The 19,968-nt window shown below is 24.7% G+C and carries 17 protein-coding genes and 1 pseudogene; 2 read left to right on the top strand and 16 right to left on the bottom strand.

What is annotated here, in order from left to right; all coding sequences use genetic code 11:
* The 4 genes from mscS to DD681_RS00795 all read right to left on the bottom strand — a co-directional run bounded on the left by mscS (position 1) and on the right by DD681_RS00795 (position 3,967).
* Entirely contained in the window at positions 1-852 is an 852-nt protein-coding gene (gene mscS / locus DD681_RS00780; RefSeq protein ID WP_158341122.1) for a small-conductance mechanosensitive channel MscS, read from the bottom strand.
* 84 nt (positions 853-936) lie between these two features.
* Positions 937-2,022 (bottom strand): class II fructose-bisphosphate aldolase, encoded by a 1,086-nt coding sequence (gene fbaA / locus DD681_RS00785; protein ID WP_158341123.1) that lies wholly within the window; start codon positions 2,020-2,022, stop codon positions 937-939.
* 36 nt (positions 2,023-2,058) lie between these two features.
* On the bottom strand, positions 2,059-3,219 hold the full coding sequence (locus DD681_RS00790; protein ID WP_158341124.1) for a phosphoglycerate kinase: 1,161 nt from the start codon (positions 3,217-3,219) through the stop codon (positions 2,059-2,061).
* A gap of 160 nt (positions 3,220-3,379) precedes the next feature.
* Entirely contained in the window at positions 3,380-3,967 is a 588-nt protein-coding gene (locus DD681_RS00795; protein WP_158341125.1) for a YhgN family NAAT transporter, read from the bottom strand.
* 308 nt (positions 3,968-4,275) lie between these two features.
* Between DD681_RS00795 and asd the strand changes: the two genes are divergently transcribed.
* Positions 4,276-5,400 carry an aspartate-semialdehyde dehydrogenase gene (gene asd, locus DD681_RS00800; RefSeq protein ID WP_158341126.1) on the top strand — a complete coding sequence of 375 codons (1,125 nt, stop codon included), beginning with the start codon at positions 4,276-4,278 and terminating at the stop codon, positions 5,398-5,400.
* Positions 5,401-5,499: 99 nt separating this feature from the next.
* Here the strand turns inward: asd and tusA are convergent, their stop codons facing one another.
* From tusA to prfB, 12 genes and pseudogenes are all read right to left on the bottom strand, one after another.
* Positions 5,500-5,745 carry a sulfurtransferase TusA gene (gene tusA / locus DD681_RS00805; protein ID WP_158341127.1) on the bottom strand — a complete coding sequence of 82 codons (246 nt, stop codon included), beginning with the start codon at positions 5,743-5,745 and terminating at the stop codon, positions 5,500-5,502.
* Between the two features lie 32 nt (positions 5,746-5,777).
* Positions 5,778-6,419 carry a nicotinate-nucleotide adenylyltransferase gene (nadD, locus tag DD681_RS00810; RefSeq protein WP_158341128.1) on the bottom strand — a complete coding sequence of 214 codons (642 nt, stop codon included), beginning with the start codon at positions 6,417-6,419 and terminating at the stop codon, positions 5,778-5,780.
* 17 nt (positions 6,420-6,436) lie between these two features.
* On the bottom strand, positions 6,437-7,435 hold the full coding sequence (holA, locus tag DD681_RS00815; protein WP_158341129.1) for a DNA polymerase III subunit delta: 999 nt from the start codon (positions 7,433-7,435) through the stop codon (positions 6,437-6,439).
* Between the two features lie 37 nt (positions 7,436-7,472).
* Positions 7,473-10,058: a leucine--tRNA ligase gene (gene leuS / locus DD681_RS00820; protein ID WP_158341130.1), complete on the bottom strand. Its 2,586-nt coding sequence runs from the start codon at positions 10,056-10,058 to the stop codon at positions 7,473-7,475.
* A 318-nt stretch (positions 10,059-10,376) separates the two neighbouring features.
* Positions 10,377-11,255 carry a CNNM family magnesium/cobalt transport protein CorC gene (gene corC / locus DD681_RS00825; RefSeq protein ID WP_158341131.1) on the bottom strand — a complete coding sequence of 293 codons (879 nt, stop codon included), beginning with the start codon at positions 11,253-11,255 and terminating at the stop codon, positions 10,377-10,379.
* Between the two features lie 78 nt (positions 11,256-11,333).
* Positions 11,334-11,627: an rRNA maturation RNase YbeY gene (gene ybeY / locus DD681_RS00830; RefSeq protein ID WP_261788358.1), complete on the bottom strand. Its 294-nt coding sequence runs from the start codon at positions 11,625-11,627 to the stop codon at positions 11,334-11,336.
* Between the two features lie 163 nt (positions 11,628-11,790).
* Positions 11,791-13,116, bottom strand: a complete 1,326-nt coding sequence (miaB, locus tag DD681_RS00835) for a tRNA (N6-isopentenyl adenosine(37)-C2)-methylthiotransferase MiaB (RefSeq protein ID WP_158341133.1) — start codon at positions 13,114-13,116, stop codon at positions 11,791-11,793.
* Between the two features lie 63 nt (positions 13,117-13,179).
* Positions 13,180-13,974, bottom strand: coding sequence for a thymidylate synthase (gene thyA / locus DD681_RS00840; RefSeq protein ID WP_158341134.1), 795 nt, complete (start codon positions 13,972-13,974; stop codon positions 13,180-13,182).
* A 17-nt stretch (positions 13,975-13,991) separates the two neighbouring features.
* Positions 13,992-14,818: pseudogene (gene lgt / locus DD681_RS00845) on the bottom strand (prolipoprotein diacylglyceryl transferase).
* 51 nt (positions 14,819-14,869) lie between these two features.
* Positions 14,870-16,117, bottom strand: a complete 1,248-nt coding sequence (lysA, locus tag DD681_RS00850; protein WP_158341135.1) for a diaminopimelate decarboxylase — start codon at positions 16,115-16,117, stop codon at positions 14,870-14,872.
* Positions 16,118-16,182: 65 nt separating this feature from the next.
* On the bottom strand, positions 16,183-17,697 hold the full coding sequence (lysS, locus tag DD681_RS00855; RefSeq protein ID WP_158341136.1) for a lysine--tRNA ligase: 1,515 nt from the start codon (positions 17,695-17,697) through the stop codon (positions 16,183-16,185).
* A gap of 6 nt (positions 17,698-17,703) precedes the next feature.
* Positions 17,704-18,802 (bottom strand): peptide chain release factor 2 gene (gene prfB, locus DD681_RS00860; RefSeq protein ID WP_187151984.1). Its coding sequence is split into 2 segments (ribosomal slippage): positions 17,704-18,726 and positions 18,728-18,802, totalling 1,098 coding nucleotides; the frame shifts between segments, so codons are not numbered across the junction.
* Positions 18,803-18,950: 148 nt separating this feature from the next.
* Here prfB and ygfZ point away from each other — a divergent pair.
* Positions 18,951-19,910 carry a tRNA-modifying protein YgfZ gene (gene ygfZ, locus DD681_RS00865; protein WP_158341137.1) on the top strand — a complete coding sequence of 320 codons (960 nt, stop codon included), beginning with the start codon at positions 18,951-18,953 and terminating at the stop codon, positions 19,908-19,910.
* Positions 19,911-19,968 lie beyond the last annotated feature (58 nt).

A 19,968-nucleotide genomic window follows, 5' to 3' on the forward strand; every position in this document is an offset into this window, starting at 1 on the left:
CTAATTTTTATTTTTTTGATAAATATGTACATCAACTTGTGGATAAGGAATATTAATATTATTTTTATCTAACTCTTTTTTAAATTGAGACATTAAATCCCAATATACTGCATTTAATTCATCAGTATTGCTCCAACATCGAACAATAAAATTTAACGATGACGGTCCTAATTCTTTTAATCCGACAATTATGTCCTTATCTTTTATAACTCTTTTTTCATTTTCAACAACTTTTCTCAATACTGTTATTACTAAATCAATATTTGAATCATATGAAACGCTAATAGAAAATTCGTTTCGACGAGCTGATTCTCTAGAATAGTTAATAATATTTCCAGAAATAATTTTATTATTAGGTACTACTACAATTTTTCCATCTAAAGTACGTAACGTTGTATAAAAAATATGAATATTTAGAACAGTTCCAGCTACATTACCTAAATTAACATATTCTCCTGATTTTAAAGGTCTTAAAGTAACTAATAAAACACCTGCTGCAAAATTAGATAACGAACCTTGTAATGCTAATCCAATAGCCATTCCTGCAGCTCCCAATATTGCAATTACTGATGTTGTTTGTACACCAATCCTACCTAGTGAAGCAATTAATGTGAAAGTAATGATGATATATCGCATCAGAGTAGATAAAAATCCAGCAATTGTTGCATCAATATGACGAGTTATTAATATTTGATTAACTCCATTAGATATTATTTTAGATGCAAACATGCCTGAAATTAAAATAATTATTGCAGATGTTAAATTAATAATATAGCTAAATAGTAATTCTTGATTACGTATTAACCAATTTCCTGCGTGGTTAATATCTTTTACTACGTTTAATTGATCCATTTTTATCTCTATTTTATTAATATAAATTTTAAACAATTCGGAGAATATTATTTTTTTATTCCCCGGAATAAGCTCTGAATTTTATTAAATAAATTTTAGTATATTAAAAGCATTTAATTCTTTAAATGTTTTTTCTAATCTTTTTGACATTGATTCTTGACCTGCTCTTATCCACGATCGTGGATCGTAGTATTTTTTATTAGGTTTGTCATCGCCATATTTATTTCCTAGTTGGTGACGTAGATAGTTTTTATTTTTTTTATAAAAATTTAAAACACCCTTCCATGTAGCCCATTGTATATCAGTATCTATGTTCATCTTTACCACGCCGTACTTGATAGATTTTTTTATTTCTTGAAGATTTGATCCTGATCCTCCATGAAACACTAAATTGAGCGGCATATCAGTTAGATTATTTTGTAAGCTAACATATTTTTGAGAATTTTTTAAAATATTAGGTTCAAGTTTAATATTACCAGGTTGATACACTCCATGAACGTTTCCAAAAGAAGCAGCGATGCTAATATTTTTACTAATTTTAATAAGTTTTTGATAAGCATAATTCACATCTTCTGGTTTTGTATAGAGTAATTCTTTTTTAATGTTACTATTATCTATACCATCTTCTTCTCCACCAGTGCATCCAAGTTCAATTTCTAAAAGCATTTGTATTTCTTTGATTTTTTTTAAATAATTTTTGCAAATAGAAATATTTTCTTCAAGTTTTTCTTTTGATAAATCAATCATATGAGATGTAAACAGAGGTCTTCTATATTTTTGATAATGTTGTTTTCCTTTTTTTAATAATTTATCAATCCAGGGCAAATGTTCTCGAGGACAATGATCTGTATGTAATATCACCGGAATATTATAGTATTTTGCTATTGAATGAACATGTTTAGCTCCTGATATAGCTCCCTGAACCGATTGATCTAAATTACTTTTAAATCTGCTTTCGTAGCCAGCAATAAATCCTGATCCTCCGAAAGAAAACTGTATAATAACAGGTGATTTAACCCGAGCAGCTGTTTCTAATACAGCATTTATAGAATCAGTGCCTATGCAGTTTACTGCTGGTATTGCAAATTTTTTTTTCTTAGCTAATTCAAATATTATTTGACATTCGTCACCTGTTATAACTCCAGGCTTAATAGAATTTAAAATATTCAATTTTTTTCCTAGTATATAATTTAGTATTTAAATCGTTTAATAACGTTCTTCTAACATTTTTATCGCAGGTAGTTTTTTTCCTTCTATGAATTCTAGAAAAGCCCCTCCTCCCGTTGAAATATAGGATATTTTGTCTTTTATACACAGCATATCAATAATAGATAATGTATCTCCTCCTCCTGCTATTGAAAATGCATTGCTTTGTGCAATTTGTTTTGCAATTATTTCAGTACCTTTTCTAAAATTAGAAAATTCAAATACACCTACAGGACCATTCCAAATAATAGTTTTTGCTTTTTTAATAATTTTGATAATTTTATTTATTGTTTTATCACCAAAATCCATAATTTCTTCATTTTTTTTAATTTCGAAGGGCATTTTAATTATATCTTTTTCTATAGGAGAAAAGTTTTTACCTACTCTAGAATCAATAGGTATAATAATATTATTTCGTTTATCACGTAATTTTTTTGCTTGATTAATGTATTTTTCTTCGTGAAGCGATTTGCCAACATTATGATCAATAGCTAAAAAAGTATTTGCTATACCCCCCCCAACAATAACAGTATCTGCAATTTTAGACAATGTGTTTAAAACATTAAATTTAGTTGATACTTTAGCGCCTCCAACAATTGCTACCATAGGACGTTCTGGTTTTTTTAAAGCTTTTTTCAGAGTATTTATTTCTGAAAGTAAAAGAGGTCCGGCGCATGAAATTTTTGAAAATTTTCCAACTCCATATGTTGATGATTGCTTTCTGTGAGCACTCCCAAACGCATCCATAACAAATATATCACATAAATTAGAATATTTTTTAGATAATAATCTATCGTTTTTTAATTCTCCTATATTAAAGCGAACATTTTCTAAAACTAATATTTCTCCAGGGTGAATTTTTATTTTTTCTGGATATTTTGTAGAAAAATAAATTTTAATATTTTTTAATTTTTTTCGTAAGTATTCAACTATTGGTAATAATGAATATTTTTCTGTATAACATCCCTCTTTTGGTCGTCCTAAATGCGACATAATAATTACTTTGGCTTTTTTTTGAAGTGCTAGTTGAATTGTTGGCAAAGCCGCGATTATCCTTGCATCAGATTGTATAATTCCATTCTGAATAGGTACATTTAAATCAGTTCTTATTAAGATTTTTTTTTCTGTTATATTTAATTCAGTCATTTTTTTTATTTTCATCGTAATGCCTTTTAAATTTATATTATTCTAGGAATATATTAAATAATTAATTAAATTATTTTTTTAAAAATTTTACCTGCTATTATTTTTTTAATAACAGGTCATGTATTTGTATATATTTTATTAAAAAATAATGTTTAAAAAGAGATTGTATTTTTTTTTAATTATAAAACCATGCTCTGACTCCATCGAGAAACATTTGTGTAGATAGCATTATTAATATTAAACCCATTAACCGTTCTAGCGCATTTACTCCTTTAGCTCCAAATATTTTTAGAAATGTACTTGATAGTAATAGTATTATAATTGTTACAAACCAAGCAATAAATAATGATCCGACTAAATAGCTAATATTTTGTGAATATTGATGTGATAATAACATTAAAGTTGCTAATAAAGATGGTCCTGCAACTAAAGGAATAGCTAACGGAACTAAAAAGGGTTCTTCGTTAGAAGTTTTTCCATTATTGTCTTCTGAAGGAAAAATCATTTTAATTGCTATTAAAAATAAAATAATTCCTCCAGATATTGAAACAGTTTCAGTTTTTAAATTAAGAATGTTAAGTATTTTTTCCCCAAGAAATAAAAAAATTAGCATAACAAATAAAGCAATAATCATTTCTCGTATGACAATTACTCTTCTTCTTTTTGCATTTAAATTTTTCAAAATGGTCATAAAAATAGGAAGATTTCCTAATGGATCCATTATTAAAATTAATAATATAGTTGTAGAAATTATTTCAGTCATTTTAATTTATTATGTCCTTTTATAAATGTAAAGTTTTTCAATAAATATACTTTTTTTAAAAAATTTTTAAAATTTTTTGATAAAATAGATATTTTAATATTATTTTTTTAATATACATAAAAATTTTTTTTTAATTACGTTATTAATTTATTAATATAATAAAATTTTATACTTTTATTGCACTGATTTTTATAAAATATATATAATATTTATATTTAATACTTGGAGACGGAAAATTTTTACTTTAATTTAATTTTTTATTGATATTAATAAAAATTATTTTGTTTTAAAAATCCGTGCATTTATAAATGATCAAATCTGTTGGTTTTATTGGTTGGCGTGGGATGGTAGGTTCTGTTCTAATAAATAGAATGATAATTAAAAATGATTTTTCGAAAATTATTCCTACTTTTTTTTCAACTTCTCAAGTAGGAAATGATGGTCCCATTATTAATAACGTAATATTTAGAAACTTAAAAAATGCTTATGATATTAATTTATTAAGTGAAATGGATATTATCATAACTTGTCAAGGCAGTATGTATACTGAATTAACTTATTCTAAATTACGTCAAAATGGTTGGTCAGGATATTGGATAGATGCATCCTCTTCTTTAAGAATGAATAAAGATGCTTTGATTGTATTAGATCCAGTAAACTCGAGTTTAATAAACAATTCTTTAAATAAGGGTATTAAAACTTTTGTAGGTGGTAATTGTACAGTTAGTTTAATGTTAATGGCTTTGGGGGGTTTATTTGAGAAAAAATTAATAGAATGGATCTCTGTTTCTACTTATCAAGCAGCGTCTGGAGCAGGTGCTAATTATATTATGGAATTATTAAAGCAAATGGGTTTTTTATATAACTCTGTATCTAAATATTTATCTAATCAATCATTTTCAATTCTAGATATAGATAAAAAAATTACTGAAAGTATTAATAAAAAAAATTTTCCATTAAAAAATTTTTCTGTACCCTTAGCTGCTAGTGTAATACCCTGGATTGATGCAAAAATGGAAAATGGTCAAACTCGTGAAGAATGGAAAGGACAAAAAGAAACAAATAAAATTCTAGGATTAGATAAAGAATCGCATCAAATAATAATTGACGGTATATGTGTTCGCATAAGTTCTATTCGATGTCATAGTCAAGTTTTTACTATTAAATTAAAAAGAAATATTTCTTTAGAAAATATTGAAGAAATTATTTCTCATCATAATAAATGGGTCAAAGTAATACCTAATGATATCGAAGCAACATTACTTAAATTAACTCCATCTTCTGTTACAGGAACTTTGAATATTCCAATAGGTCGCTTGAGAAAATTAAATATTGGAAGTAAATATCTTTCAGCTTTTACTGTTGGCGATCAATTATTATGGGGTGCTGCAGAGCCCTTGAGAAGAATGCTAAATTTTCTAATTGATCTTTAATAAGTATTTAAAAAATTTTATTTAATATTTTTATTAATATACACACTTAATGTGTGTATATTAAAAAATTTTAAGATATTTATTATAAAAAATTTTAATTTAAATTTTTTTAAGAAAAGATTTTTTTTTTAACAAATAACGATATGGTTTTATATAAATAGAAGATTCTATCAATTCATGTTTCATGAAATAACAAAAATTTGGAATATCTCTTTTAGTTGCTGGATCGTCTGTAAGTATTAATATTTTTTCATTTTTCTTCATATTTCTAAATGTTTTTCTAATGATCATAATAGGTTCGGGACATCTCAGTCCGGTTAAATCAAGTATATTATTTTTTTTCATTTTTTAATGCTTGTTTATTTTTATGAAATAGATTAATATTTTTTGTATAATTTTTTTAATAAAATATATTTTTCTACATCTTTAGGAACTAAATCGTATGCATTTTTTCCTTTGTAATAATTGTTTCTTATTTTAGTTGAAGAAATATTAAAAATAGGAATTTTTGAAAAAAAAATATATCCTGAGGGCTTTTTGTATAAAAAATTAGGATCATTAATAGAATGTAAAAAAATCCATTTTTTTAAATCAGGACTAATTTTAATTTTATTTATTCTAGGACATACCAGTAAATGTGTATATAATAATATTTCTTTCCAATTTTTCCATTGATCAAAATTTCGTAGATTATCTTCTCCTATTATAAAACATAAAGGCTGTAAAAAACCAATTTTTATTCTTATTTTTTTTAATGTTTCTACAGTATGAAAAATTTTTTCTCCCTTTGTTTCTAAATGACTTATTTCAAATAATTTTTTATTAATAGTTGCAAGTTTAATCATTTGTAATCTATCTATGATAGGTGTTTTTGATTCACAACGATGAGGTGGGTTTTTATTTGGTAATAGTATTATTTTCGTTATTAAAATTTCTTGAGCTAAATTTTCAGCGGAATAAATATGCCCATAATGAATTGGATCAAAATTACCTCCAAATATTGCGTATATTTTTTTCATATTAATTTTAGAAAATATTATAGAAAAAGTAATAAAGTAATTGTTTTTAATTCCATCCATACAGAGTAATTATATTCTTTTTTAATATCAATTTCTATTTTTAACAAAATACGAATAACTTTTAAAAGATTATTAAAATTGATGAATTTTAAGGCATTAATAAAAATACTCGAGCGATTTGTCCAAATATTATTTTTTTTTAGCGATTCATTTATGCTTATTTTTGTTTCACGCTTAATGTTAATTAATTTTATCAAATCTTTTTGCAAAGATCTTATTAGAATTATAGGATTATATTTTTTTTTGTATAAAGAATCTAATATATAAAGAGCTCTTTTTTGATCGTTTCTAAAAATAGCATCAATCCAGATTGAAGGAGAAAAAATAGAAAATTGATTAATTATTTTTTTTATTTTTTTGCTTGTTATTATTTCGTTTTTCCATATTGACGATATTATATTTAGTGTTTGATGTAAAAATAAAGTATTTCCTTCATAATTTTTTTTTAGTAAATGAAAAGAATTTTCTGTTACTTTTAACTTTTTTTCCTTTATTTCATATTTAATCCAATTTTCAAAATTTAAGTTTCGTGGTGTAAAACAATATATAATATTTTTTTTTGATTCAAATATTTTTAATTTTTTATTTTTTTTGAGAGTATTAGATAATTCATTAAATTTTAATATTATTAAAATTTCTAATTTTTTAGAAAAATATATTTTATTTATTTCTTGAATTAAAAATATAGTTAATTTTTTTATTGAAAAGTTAATTATTAATATTTTTTTATTAAAAAATAAATGTTTTGTTTTATAAAATTGATTAACTTGATTCCAATCTGTATTTTTTTTAATCTTAATTATAATTTTTTCTAAAAAATTTTTTTTATATGCATATTTTAAAATAATATCTTGACTTTGATTTAATAAAAAAACATCTTCTCCTAAAAGTACATAACAATGATGTAATTGGTTCATTAAATTATTTTTAAGATTTTCTGGGTATATAATATTCATTTTAATCGGTATATTATTTTTTATATTATTTGATTTGCTACGTTATAAAATTAATTATTTTTTTAGGAATGTAAATGGTTTTATTTACTTTTATATTTTTTATCTTTTTTTGCACAATTTCGTTTTCTTTGACATAAGATAATATTTCTTTCTTATTTAAATTGTTTTTAATTTTTATTGTGCATATTGTTTTAGCATTAATTTGAATGATGTATATATTATATTCTTTTAGCAAAAATCTTTTTTCAAAAGTCGGCCATTTTTCATGATCAATATTACAATTATTATTTAATGTCTCCCAAAGTGTAAAGCAAAAATGTGGTGTGAAGGGATAAAGCATTTTAATAATGACAACTAAAGATATTCTCATAATGCATTTATCTTCTTCTCTAATTAGACTTAATTTAGTTAATTTATTTACTAGTTCCATAATTTTAGAAATAGCCGTATTAAATGTTTTTCTGCGATGAATATCATCAGACACTTTGGCTATAGTAGAATGTAATAAACAATAAATTTCTTTTTGTTTTGTATCTAATAGGTCAATATTTATATTTTTATATTTGTGCTTTGTTCCAACATAGTTAAATGTTAATTTCCAAAATTTCTTTAAAAATCGATAAATTCCTTTTACGCCAGACTCATTCCATTCTAACGATGATTCTATTGGTGCTGCAAACATTACAAATAAACGAATAGTATCAGCTCCATAGCGATTAATCATTAATTCTGGTTCAATACCATTTTTTTTAGATTTAGACATTTTTATCATTCCTGCATATGTCACTTGATTTCCATTGGTATCGTAAGCTTTAATAATTTTTCCATTAGAATCTTTTTTGGTCTTAATAGAGGATGGTTCAATCCATTTATGTTGATTATTTTTTTGATCAATTTGATAAAAAGCGGGTGATAGTACCATGCCTTGACAGATTAGATTTTTTGCTGGTTCATTAGAATGCACTAGATTAAATTCTTTAAGCAATTTATGATAAAATCTAAAATATATTAAATGCATTGTTGCATGTTCTATACCTCCAATATATTGATCGATAGGCAACCAATATTTTGATGATTTAGGGTCAATCATGCCATCATTAAAATGAGCGCAGGTATATCTTGCATAATACCAAGAAGATTCCATGAATGTATCAAATGTATCTTGTTCTCTAATCAAATCTTCGTTGTGAATTTTTATTTTCAGCCATTTTAGATGCGATTTAAAAAAATTTTGAGATGATAAATTTAAACAGTTTTTTATTTCAGGAAGAGTTACTGGCAATTCATTTTCTGGTATGGGTATAGTTTCTCCATTTTTTTTTATTGCCATGGGAATAGGAGTGCCCCAATATCGTTGTCTCGATATACACCAATCTTGAAGTCTATATATAATTTTCTTTTTTATTATTTTTTTTTCTGATAATTTCTTTTTTATTTCTAAAACATTTTCTGGATAGTCAAAATTATTAAATAATCCAGAATTAAATAATATCCCTTTTTCGGTTATGAAAAAATCAGATATGTTTTTATTATTCTCTTTTTTAATTACGTACTTTATTTTTAATTTATTTTGTTTAGCAAAATACCAATCATTTTCATTATGCCCTGGTGTTGAAATAACAGCATCAGTTCCATATGTTTGAGTAATAAAATCAGATATCCAAATGGGTATTTTTTTTTTTGTAATGGGATGAATAGCGAAAATATTTGTATTAAAACCATTAAATTTTGTTTTTTTTATCTCTTCTTGAGAAATATTTTTATAATTTTGGTTATTGATAAAATTTTTTAAAAATTTTGTTTTTTTTAATATATTATTAGATAATTTATGCGAAGAAGATATGCAAATATATGTTGCTGCCATAATGAGATCTAATCTATTTGTAAATACTTTTATTTTTTCAGAAGATCCTAAGATTTTTAAAGTAATTTCAAATCCTTTTGATCTGCCAATCCAATTTTTTTGCATATTTTTTACTTTTTCAGGCCAATGTTTTAAATTTTTTAAATCTTGATACAAATTTTCTGCATATTTTCTAATTTTTATAAACCATTGTGGAATTTTTTTTATTTTTATCGTGCTTTGACATCTCCAACAAAGACCGTTTATAACTTGTTCATTTGCTAAAACAGTTTTGTCATATGGACACCAATTAACTAAACTATTTTTTTTATAAACTAAATTTTTTTTATATAATTCTATGAAAAACCATTGCTCCCAACGATAATATTCTGGTTTGCATGTAGTTAATTCTCTACTCCAATCATAACTAAAACCTAAAGATTGAAGTTGTTTCTTCATATATTTAATATTTTGATGCGTCCAAATAGACGGAACGGTATTGTTTTGAATTGCTGCTTCTTCTGCCGGCAATCCAAAAGCATCCCAGCCAATAGGTTGTAAAACATTTTTTCCTAACATTCTTTGATATCTTGAAATTACATCGCTTATGGTATAGTTTCTGACATGGCCCATATGTAGTTTTCCGGAAGGATATGGCAACATCGGAAGACAGTAGTATTTTTCTTTTTTAGTATCTTCAGATACTTCAAAAGTTTTATTTTTTCTCCAATATTCTTGGGCATAGCATTCAACTATTTTTGGTAAATATTCTTTTTGCATTATATTCTCGAATTATTATAAAATTTTTTTAAAAAAACACTATTCTAATAAAAATTTGATTAATTAAAACTATTATGAATAATACTTATCTTTTTAAAATCATTTAATGAATAATTTATTTTATTATGTTTTATAATTTTATATTATTAAAATAATGTAAAGTATTTCTAGAAGATATTTTTAAATTTTATATCTCAGAATTTTTAATATTTTTAAATATATATTAAAATCTTCTAAAAAATTTAAAAATAAAATTTTACATTTAGATATTTAGTAAATATGAAAAATATTATTTATTTAAAAATTTCAATAAATATTTTATTTTTTTTTGTTTACTATTTTTAATTTTTCTTCTGGAACAATGACATCTATTTGTATAACTTTACGACTATCTGCTGCAGTAATTTTAAACGTATATCCATTGATATTAATATTTTCTCCGCAGTTTGGTAAATGTCCGAATGCCTTCATTACTAACCCTCCAACGGTATCTACTTCGTTATCGCTAAAATTGGTATTAAACGTGCGATTAAATTCTTTAATTTCTGTAAGAGCTTGAATAGAAAATGTACATTTTTTTAATCTTCTGATATTAATTGTTTCTTCATTATCATATTCATCTTGAATTTCTCCAACAATTAATTCTAAGATATCTTCTATTGTTACTAATCCTGAAACAACTCCAAATTCATCTATGACTATAGCCATGTGATTTCTTTTTGAACGGAATTCTTTTAACATTCTATCTACGTATTTACTTTCAGGAACAACAACAGCAGGTCTTAATATCTTTTTAATACAAAATATATTCTTTGAATTTTTTATAAATGGAAGTAAATCTTTTGCAATTAAAAAACCTTCTACATAATTTTTATCATTATTCATTACAGGAAATCGAGAATGTGCAGATTCAAGAATAATATCAAGACATTTATCTAAATTATAGTGTAATTTTAATGTAATCATTTGTGTTCTTGGAATCATAATATCTTTTATTCTTTTTTTTGCTATATGCATTACTCCTTCCAGCATGTCACATGTATCTTGATCAATTAGTGCGTTTTGTTCTGAATCTCGAATTAATGATAATAGTTCTTCTCTGTTTTTTGGTTCATCATGAAAAATTTGATTTAATAGAATAGAAAAAAATCCTTTTCTATTAATTTTTTCGGAGTTTTCTACATCTTTTTCACTCATAGTGTTATAATTTTTTCTTTTTTAAAATATGTTTGTTATTTGATATGTAAAAATAATTTTTATCAAAATTATAAAATGTTAATACATATATGGTTCATCGTAGTCTAAAGATAACATAATTTTATTTTCTATACTTTCCATAATATTTTTTTCTTCATTATTTCTATGATCATATCCCAAAAGATGAAGTGTTCCATGTATGATCATGTGAGCCCAGTACGAATTTAATGGTTTGTTATATTTTAACGCTTCTTTTTCTATTATTTTTTTGCATAGTACTAAATCTCCTAGGATTTTTTTATTTTTTTTCAAAAAGAAATTTAATGGAAACGATAAAATATTTGTAGGTTTATTTTGTTTTCTATATTGCATATTTAATTGTTTGATTTCTATAATATTTACTATACGAATAGTAATTACATAAATATTTTTTTTTTATATAAAATTTTTTTTATCCATTTTTTAAAGTCTGATTTTTTAGGTATATTTTGAATATTTTTGCAATTAATTTGTATATTTAAAATAACATTTTCTTTTATTTTAATAATAATTTACCTTTTAAAGAATGAGTATGTACTTTATTAATCTCGAGATTTACAAACTTTCCAATTATTTTTGGTGATCCTTGAAAAGTTACAATTCTATTATTTTCAGTGCGACCATATAATTCCATAATATTTTTTTTAGACACACCTTCTACTAATACAGATTGTATCGTTCCTAGCATTTTTCTACTCCATGACATTGTTTGTTTATTTATACAATTTTGTAGTATATACAATCGCTTTTTTTTCTCGCTTAAACTAGTATTATCTTTCATTTCTGCAGCTGGTGTACCAGGTCGGCTAGAGTATATGAAGCTAAAACTCATATCAAAATTAATTTTTTTTATGAAATTTATAGTTTCTAAAAAGTTTTTTTCAGATTCCCCAGGAAAACCGACAATAAAATCAGAACTAATTTGTATATTTGGACGAGCTAATTTAATTTTTTTGACTATGTTTTCATAATCTTGTATTGTATACGATCGTTTCATTAATCTCAAAATTCTATTTGATCCGCTTTGTACGGGAAGATGCAAAAAACTAACTAATTTTTTAGTGTCTCGATATACATCGATAATATCATCAGTAAACTCGAGTGGATTGCTTGTGGTAAATCTGATTCTATCAATTCCATCTATTTCAGAAACCAATCTTAATAAATCAGAAAAATAACAAGTTTTTCCATTAAAAGCACGCGTTTCATATGCATTGACATTTTGTCCTAGTAAGTTAACTTCTCTAATACCTTTTTCAGCTAAAATTGATATTTCAAGTAAAATATCATCAGATGGTCGACTGATTTCATGTCCTCTTGTATATGGCACAACGCAAAATGAACAATATTTATTACAACCTTCCATTATAGAAACAAACGCTGTGTGTCCACTTACTTTTGGTTGTAGTGAATGATTAAATTTTTCTAAATTAGGAAAACTAATGTCAATCATTGATTTACGTTTTTTTTGAACTTCTTCAATCATGTACGGTAATTTATGTACAGTTTGAGTTCCAAATATAATATCTACATAATTAGCTCGTTTAAAAATTTCTTTACCTTCTTGTGTTGCAACACAACCTCCTACACTAATAATGATATCGGAATTTTTATTTTTTAGTTTTTTCCATCTTCCTAGTTGATGAAAAACTTTTTCTTGAGCTTTTTCTCTAATAGAGCATGTATTGAGAATTAAAATATCAGCGTTTTCAGCTTTTTCAGTTATTGAATATTTTTTTTCTTTTTTTAAAAACATAGCTATCATAGATGAATCGTATTCATTCATTTGACAGCCCCAAGTTTTAATATATACATATTTCATTATAATACATTCGTCCAAATAAAATAGTTATAGTTGATAAAGTTTGAATTTAAGTGACAAAAATTATACAGATATTGCTCCTTTTATCGTTGGATAAGGTGTATATCCAATAATTTTAAAATCTTCAAAAGAATATTTAAATAAAGATTTAGGCTTTTTTAAAAGAATTAATCTTGGTAATTTTCTTGGTATTCGAAGAATTTGTTTTTTAGCTAATTTAATGTGGTTTTGGTATAGGTGAACATCTCCTCCTGTCCATAGTAATTCTCCCACTACTAGATTACATTGTTGCGCTATCATATGAATTAAAGTAGCATAACTAGCAAGATTAAAAGGTAAACCAAGAAATACATCACAAGAACGTTGATATATTTGACAACTTAATGTTTTCTTAAATACATAAAATTGAAATAATATATGACAAGGAGGTAGAGACATTTTTGGTATTTCCGCGACATTCCAAGTTGATACTATTATTCTTCGAGAATCTGGATTTTCTTGGATTTCTTTTAATATATTTTTTATTTGATCAATTTTTTTTCCACTTGATGCCTTCCAACTTCTCCACTGTGCTCCATAAATTGGTCCTAAATTACCTGATTTATCAGCCCAATTATTCCAAATAGATACTTTATTTTCATTAAGATATTTAATATTAGTGTCTCCATTTAAGAACCATAGCAATTCATGTATAATAGATGGTACATGACATTTTTTTGTCGTAATTAATGGAAACCCTTTTTTTAAGTCACATTTTATATTATGACCAAAAATAGATAAAGTTCCTGTTCCTGTACGGTCTTTTTTTAGATTTCCATTGTTAATAATTTTTTTAATTAAGTGCAAATATTGTTTCATAAATTCTCAAAATATAATTATTTTTTGTACATTGATTTAAACATAATAACTAGTCCAAAAAAAACCATTGGTATAGATATTATTTGACCCATAGTAATCATTTTTCCTATCAACCCAATTTGAGGATCTGGTTCACGAAAAAATTCAACAAATATTCTTAATATTCCATAGCTTAAAAGAAAAAAACCGCTAGTACTCCCAGTAGGTCTTTTTTTTCTGTTAAATATATGAATTATAAAAAATAAAAAAACGCCTTCTAGAAAAAATTCGTATAATTGAGATGGATGTCGAGGTAAAGCTCCATACTGATCTATAATTGATTTTAATTGGGGGTATTTAGATACTACTTTTAAATCTTCTTGATAGGTATGAGGAAAAATAAAAGCATAGGGAAATTTTATGGTGATACGCCCCCATAATTCGCCATTAATAAAATTACCTAATCTGCCTACTCCCAATCCAAAAGGGACTGACGGCACTATAAAATCAGATATATATAATATATTAATTCGATATTTTAAAGAAAAATAATACATAGCTATTATTGCGCCTATTAATCCTCCGTGAAATGACATTCCTCCATTCCAAACATATAATGCATGTAATATATTTTGAGAAAAATATGATAGATTATAAAAAATTATATATCCTATTCGACCGCCAATACACGAACTAATAAAAACTATATACAATAATTTCTCTACTTTAATTTTATATGTATTTTTTTTTTTCCGTACCATATTGAAAAAATAAAACCTATTAGATACATAAAACCATACCAATAAGCTTTAAATGGTCCAATAGAAAAAATAATAGGATTTAGTTTCGGAAAATAAATATACACGTTTTATCCTCTTAAAATATATAGTTTATAAATTTTAAATTTAAACATTTTTTATATTTCTAAATTTAATATTTCATTAATTGTTTGTCGTCTCCGAATGATTCGAAAACTATCTTTTTCTAATAATATTTCCGGAATAAGAGGTCGTGTATTATAATTAGAAGACATAGAAGCTCCGTAAGCTCCTGTATCGTGAAAAATTAAATAATCTCCTATTTTTAAAAGTGGTAGTTGTCTAGTTTCTATAGTCCCCCCTTCTTTTTGTGTAAATATATCTCCTGATTCACATAGCGGACCTCCTACAATTGTATCTATTTTTTCTTTTTCATTTATGTATCTATTATCAAAAGGAATTACAGATATATAATGATAGCTTCCATACATAGTAGGTCTCATTAAATCATTAAAACCAGCATCAATTAGAACAAAATTTTTTTCTCCCATTTTTTTAATTGCTCTGACCTGAGTAATAAGCATACCAGATTCAGCTACTAAAAATCTTCCAGGTTCAATTTCTAATTTGATTGGAACATTTAAGAAATTGGATATTTTATTCCTAGCGTGATTCCATAAAATAAAATATTTTTTTACATTTATAGGTTGTTCACAAAATTTGTATGGTATAGGCAAACCACCACCTGCAGAGATAAATGATATTTTTTCATTTATTTTCAGTACATTTTCAATCATTGCTGTGCAAACTTTTTTTAAATGTTCATAGTTTACACCTGAACCGATATGCATGTGCAGACCTATTAATTTCAATTTATATTTTTTAATAATTGGAATTGCTAAATTAGGATTCCAAATACCATGTTTACTATTTTCTCCTCCAGTATTAGTTTTTTTACTGTGTCCATATCCAAAACCTGGATTAATTCGTAACCAAACATGATGACCTGGCGATATTTGACCCAATTGTTCTAACATATCTAAAGATCCGGCATTGACAGGAATTTGACAGTCAACTACTTTTGATAATGTTTCTTCATCAAAAAGATCTGCAGTAAAAACAATTTCATTTGTATTTTTTTGAAATCCTGATACTAAAGCGCGTTCTATTTCTCCGCATGAAACAGCATCTATTTTTAAATTATTTTTTTTCATTAAACGCAAGATGTGAATATTAGAGCAAGCTTTTTGAGCAAACCTAATAATATCAAATTCTTTTAATAATTTTATTTTTTGACAAATTATATCAGCGTCATAAATCCAAAATGGAGATTGATATTTTTTTGTTAATAATTGAATATTTTTAATATTAAGATTATTTTGTGCTTTATCAATTAATTGAGGCATATTTTTTCTCGTTTGAATATTTATTACTTTATGAGTAAATTTTTTTATTACAATATATAAATTATTTAATTAAATGGACGGAGTGTTGGAAATAAAATGACATCTCGAATACTTTTTTGATTTGTTAGTATCATTACTAGCCGATCGATTCCAATTCCTAAACCTGAAGTAGGAGGTAATCCATATTTTAATGCTTCTATATAATCTTTATCATAAAATATTTCTTTATTTTTTTTCTTTTCTGTTTTTTCTATTTGTTTTAGAAATCTTTCTTTTTGATCTTCTGCATCATTTAATTCTGAAAATCCATTTCCAATTTCACATCCTGCAATAAATAATTCAAATCTATCAGTAATATTATGATCATAATCATTTCTTCTAGCTAGCTGAGAGACTTCTACTGGGTATTCAGTAATAAATGTAGGTTGAATTAATCTTTTTTCTACTGTTTTTTCAAAAATTTCATTTTCTATATGACCAATTTTCCAGTTTTTTTCTATTTTTATACCGAGAGAACATGCTATATTTTTTATTTTTTTTATATCTTTTAAATCAGAAAGACGAATATTTGAATTATATTTAAGAATAGCTTCCTTCATTGTAAATTTAAAAAATGGAACACTAAAATTTAAATAACTTTCTTTATATTTTATTTTTTGGTTTAAAGATAAGCTTTGAATAATATTTTTTAATAAATTTTCTGTGAACTTCATCATATCTTGATAATTTGAATAAGCAATATATGCTTCCATCATGGTAAATTCTGGATTATGTTTTGTAGACACACCTTCGTTTCTAAAATTTCTATTTAATTCAAAAATGCGTTCAAATCCACCAATAATTAATTGTTTTAAATATAATTCTGGGGCTATTCTCAAGTACATGGACTTTTTTATTTCGTTATGATGCGTGATGAAAGGTTGAGCATTGGCGCCTCCAGGAATACTATGTAGCATGGGAGTTTCTACTTCTAAAAATTTATTTTTTATCATAAATGTTCGTATTGCATGAATAATATTAAAACGATGTTTAAAAGTATTATATGATTTTTTATTGCTAATTAAGTCTAAATAACGTTGTCTATAACGCATTTCTTGGTTAGATAATCCATGAAATTTATCTGGAAGCGGTCTTAAGGATTTAGTCAGTATTTCTAACTTTTTTGCGTGGATAGATAATTCTCCTGTTTTTGTCTTAAATAGTATACCTATTACTGCTAAGATATCACCAATATCCCATTTTTTAAAAAAATTATTATAAAATTCAGGAGTAATCTCATTTTCTTTTACATAGACTTGAATTTTTCCTTCTATGTCCTGTAACATAAAAAAAGATGCTTTTCCCATAATTCTTCTTTGTATCATACGACCAGCAAGAGATACTTTTATATTCATTTTTTTTAATTCATCAATTGTTTTTTTTTCGTAAATACAATAAATTTTTTTAGAATCAGTGTTTTTTTTGAAATCATTTGGAAAAGAAAACCCATTTTTTTTCATGTCAATAAGTTTTTGTTTTCTAATTTCTTTTTCATTAGTTAATCTATCAATAGTATTATTATCTATATTTTTTTTAAACATTATATTTTATAATCCCATTATTAAACTTGTTTTAATAAAATCGTCTAATTCGCCATTTAATACAGATTGTATATTATATTTTTCTATACCTGTTCGAAGATCTTTAATTACTGATTGGTCTAATATATAGGAGCGAATTTGATTACCCCAGCTTATATTTAGTTTGCTATTTTCTATATTTTTTTCTTTTTCTTTTTTCTTTCTTAATTTTATTTCATATAATTTTGATTTCATTTGTTTCATAGCTTCTTCTTTATTTTTGTGTTGAGAACGATTACTTTGGCACTGAGTTACAGTACCTGTGGGTAAATGTGTGATACGAACAGCAGATTCCGTTTTATTTACATGCTGTCCTCCCGCTCCAGAAGATTTATATACATCTATTCTAAGATCAGATGAACAAATTTTAATACTGATTTCATTTTCTATATCAGGATATATAAAGATTGAGCTAAATGAAGTATGTCGTCTTTTACCTGTATCAAAAGGGCTTTTTCGAATTAAACGATGAATTCCTGTTTCTGTCCTTAACCATCCAAAAGCATATTCTCCGAATACTTTAATAGTACAAGATTTTATACCAACTATTTCGCCCATAGATTGCTCAATAATTTCTTTTTTAAATTTCTTTTTATCTATCCATTTTAAATACATTTTAAAAAGCATATATGCCCAGTCTTGGGCTTCTGTTCCTCCTGAACCAGATTGTATATCAATATAACAATTACAATTATCGTATTTTCTTGAAAACATTCGATAAAATTCAAGTTTTTTTATTTGTTCTTCTATTTTTTTAATTTCTTTAAAAATATATTGAAATGTTTTAAAATCTTTAGTTTCTATAGCTAATTCTAAAAAAATATTTATTTCTTGAATTACGTTTTCAATTTGATCAAATTTTTCAACTACATTATTTAATAAATTTTTTTCTTTATTAAATTTATATATAGATTTTTTGATATTCAATATTTCGCGTGATGACAACAATAAATCAATTTCAGAGATGCGTAATTTTTTTGCATCATAGTCAAAGATACCTCTTTAAATTATTTTTTCTTTGTACTATTTTTTTTATTTTTTTTACAATTATATTTATATCTATCATTTTTTATTTTTTTAACTTTATTATTTTTTAATGTTATCATTTTTTAATGTTATCATTTTTTGTCAAATTAACTATGCAATTATATTGCAAGGTGATTTTATTTAGATAACAAAAAATTATATGTATTTCTTAATTTTTAGGAAAATTAATGAATTTATTTAAATTTCAAAAACAATACTCTTACTCTTTATCTGATTCGTCTTTAACATTAATTTCTTTAGAAAAATGGGCTTTTGTTTATGTACGGGGAATAGATAGCAAAAAACATCTTCAAAATCAATTGACAATTGATATAAACTTACTTCAAAAAAACCATCATAAACTATGTGCTCATTGCAATATAGATGGAAAAGTATGGGCTACTATGCTTTTATTTCATTATAAAGATGGATACGCGTATATTACGCGTCGAAGTATTGTTAAAAAACAAGTGCTTGAATTAAAAAAATATGCTATTTTTTTTGACATAGAAATAAAAGAATTAAGTAATATTTTTTTATTAGGATTATTTGGTACTGACGCTCGTTTTTTTTTATTAAAATATTTTTTAGATGCATTGGATAAAAATTCTTCAATTTTATCTATGAATGTCGGAAATATACTTTGTTTCTCCAAACCTTATGAAAGATTTTTATTGATTTTGGATTTAAAAGATTTTTTATCTTTTAGAAATCAAATAGATGAAAAAGTTGTATTAACTGATAGTAATCAATGGTCACTATTAGATATAGAAGCTGGTTTTCCCATTATTGATAAAGAAGTTTCTCAAAAATTTTTACCACAATCTCTCAATTTAGATCAACTTCAGGCTATTAGTTTAGAAAAAGGATGTTATTATGGACAAGAAATAATAGCAAAAGTTTTTTATAAAAATTTAAATAAAAATTCATTATATACTTTAATTGGTCAATCTGATATTTTTCCACGTGTTGGTCAAACTATTGAAGCTCAGGTTGGAGAACAATGGTATAGAGTGGGTTTTTTATTAGCAGCGGTTTCTATTAAATCAAAAAAATTTTTAATACAGGTTGTTTTAAAAAAAACTATAAATATTGAAAATATATTTAGAATTCATGGTGTTAAAAGCATTTTTTTAATAAAAAGTTAGCATATTTTATTTTTTATACAATATAAAAAAATTATTTTTATAAAATTTAAACAAGAAT

This window comes from Buchnera aphidicola (Melanaphis sacchari) (assembly GCF_003096055.1).
GTDB classification, from domain to species: Bacteria; Pseudomonadota; Gammaproteobacteria; order Enterobacterales; family Enterobacteriaceae; genus Buchnera; species Buchnera aphidicola_P.

Coding starts and splice junctions, on each gene's coding strand:
- nadD (WP_158341128.1), bottom strand. CDS start 6,419: ATGAAAAAAATATACGCAATATTTGGAGGTAATTTTGATCCAATTCAT.
- tusA (WP_158341127.1), bottom strand. CDS start 5,745: ATGAAAAAAAATAATATACTTGATTTAACCGGACTGAGATGTCCCGAA.
- DD681_RS00795 (WP_158341125.1), bottom strand. CDS start 3,967: ATGACTGAAATAATTTCTACAACTATATTATTAATTTTAATAATGGAT.
- holA (WP_158341129.1), bottom strand. CDS start 7,435: ATGAATATTATATACCCAGAAAATCTTAAAAATAATTTAATGAACCAA.
- ybeY (WP_261788358.1), bottom strand. CDS start 11,627: ATGCAATATAGAAAACAAAATAAACCTACAAATATTTTATCGTTTCCA.
- asd (WP_158341126.1), top strand. CDS start 4,276: ATGATCAAATCTGTTGGTTTTATTGGTTGGCGTGGGATGGTAGGTTCT.
- ygfZ (WP_158341137.1), top strand. CDS start 18,951: ATGAATTTATTTAAATTTCAAAAACAATACTCTTACTCTTTATCTGAT.
- mscS (WP_158341122.1), bottom strand. CDS start 852: ATGGATCAATTAAACGTAGTAAAAGATATTAACCACGCAGGAAATTGG.
- lysS (WP_158341136.1), bottom strand. CDS start 17,697: ATGTTTAAAAAAAATATAGATAATAATACTATTGATAGATTAACTAAT.
- lysA (WP_158341135.1), bottom strand. CDS start 16,117: ATGCCTCAATTAATTGATAAAGCACAAAATAATCTTAATATTAAAAAT.
- thyA (WP_158341134.1), bottom strand. CDS start 13,974: ATGAAACAATATTTGCACTTAATTAAAAAAATTATTAACAATGGAAAT.
- leuS (WP_158341130.1), bottom strand. CDS start 10,058: ATGCAAAAAGAATATTTACCAAAAATAGTTGAATGCTATGCCCAAGAA.
- miaB (WP_158341133.1), bottom strand. CDS start 13,116: ATGAAATATGTATATATTAAAACTTGGGGCTGTCAAATGAATGAATAC.
- corC (WP_158341131.1), bottom strand. CDS start 11,255: ATGAGTGAAAAAGATGTAGAAAACTCCGAAAAAATTAATAGAAAAGGA.
- DD681_RS00790 (WP_158341124.1), bottom strand. CDS start 3,219: ATGAAAATAAAAAAAATGACTGAATTAAATATAACAGAAAAAAAAATC.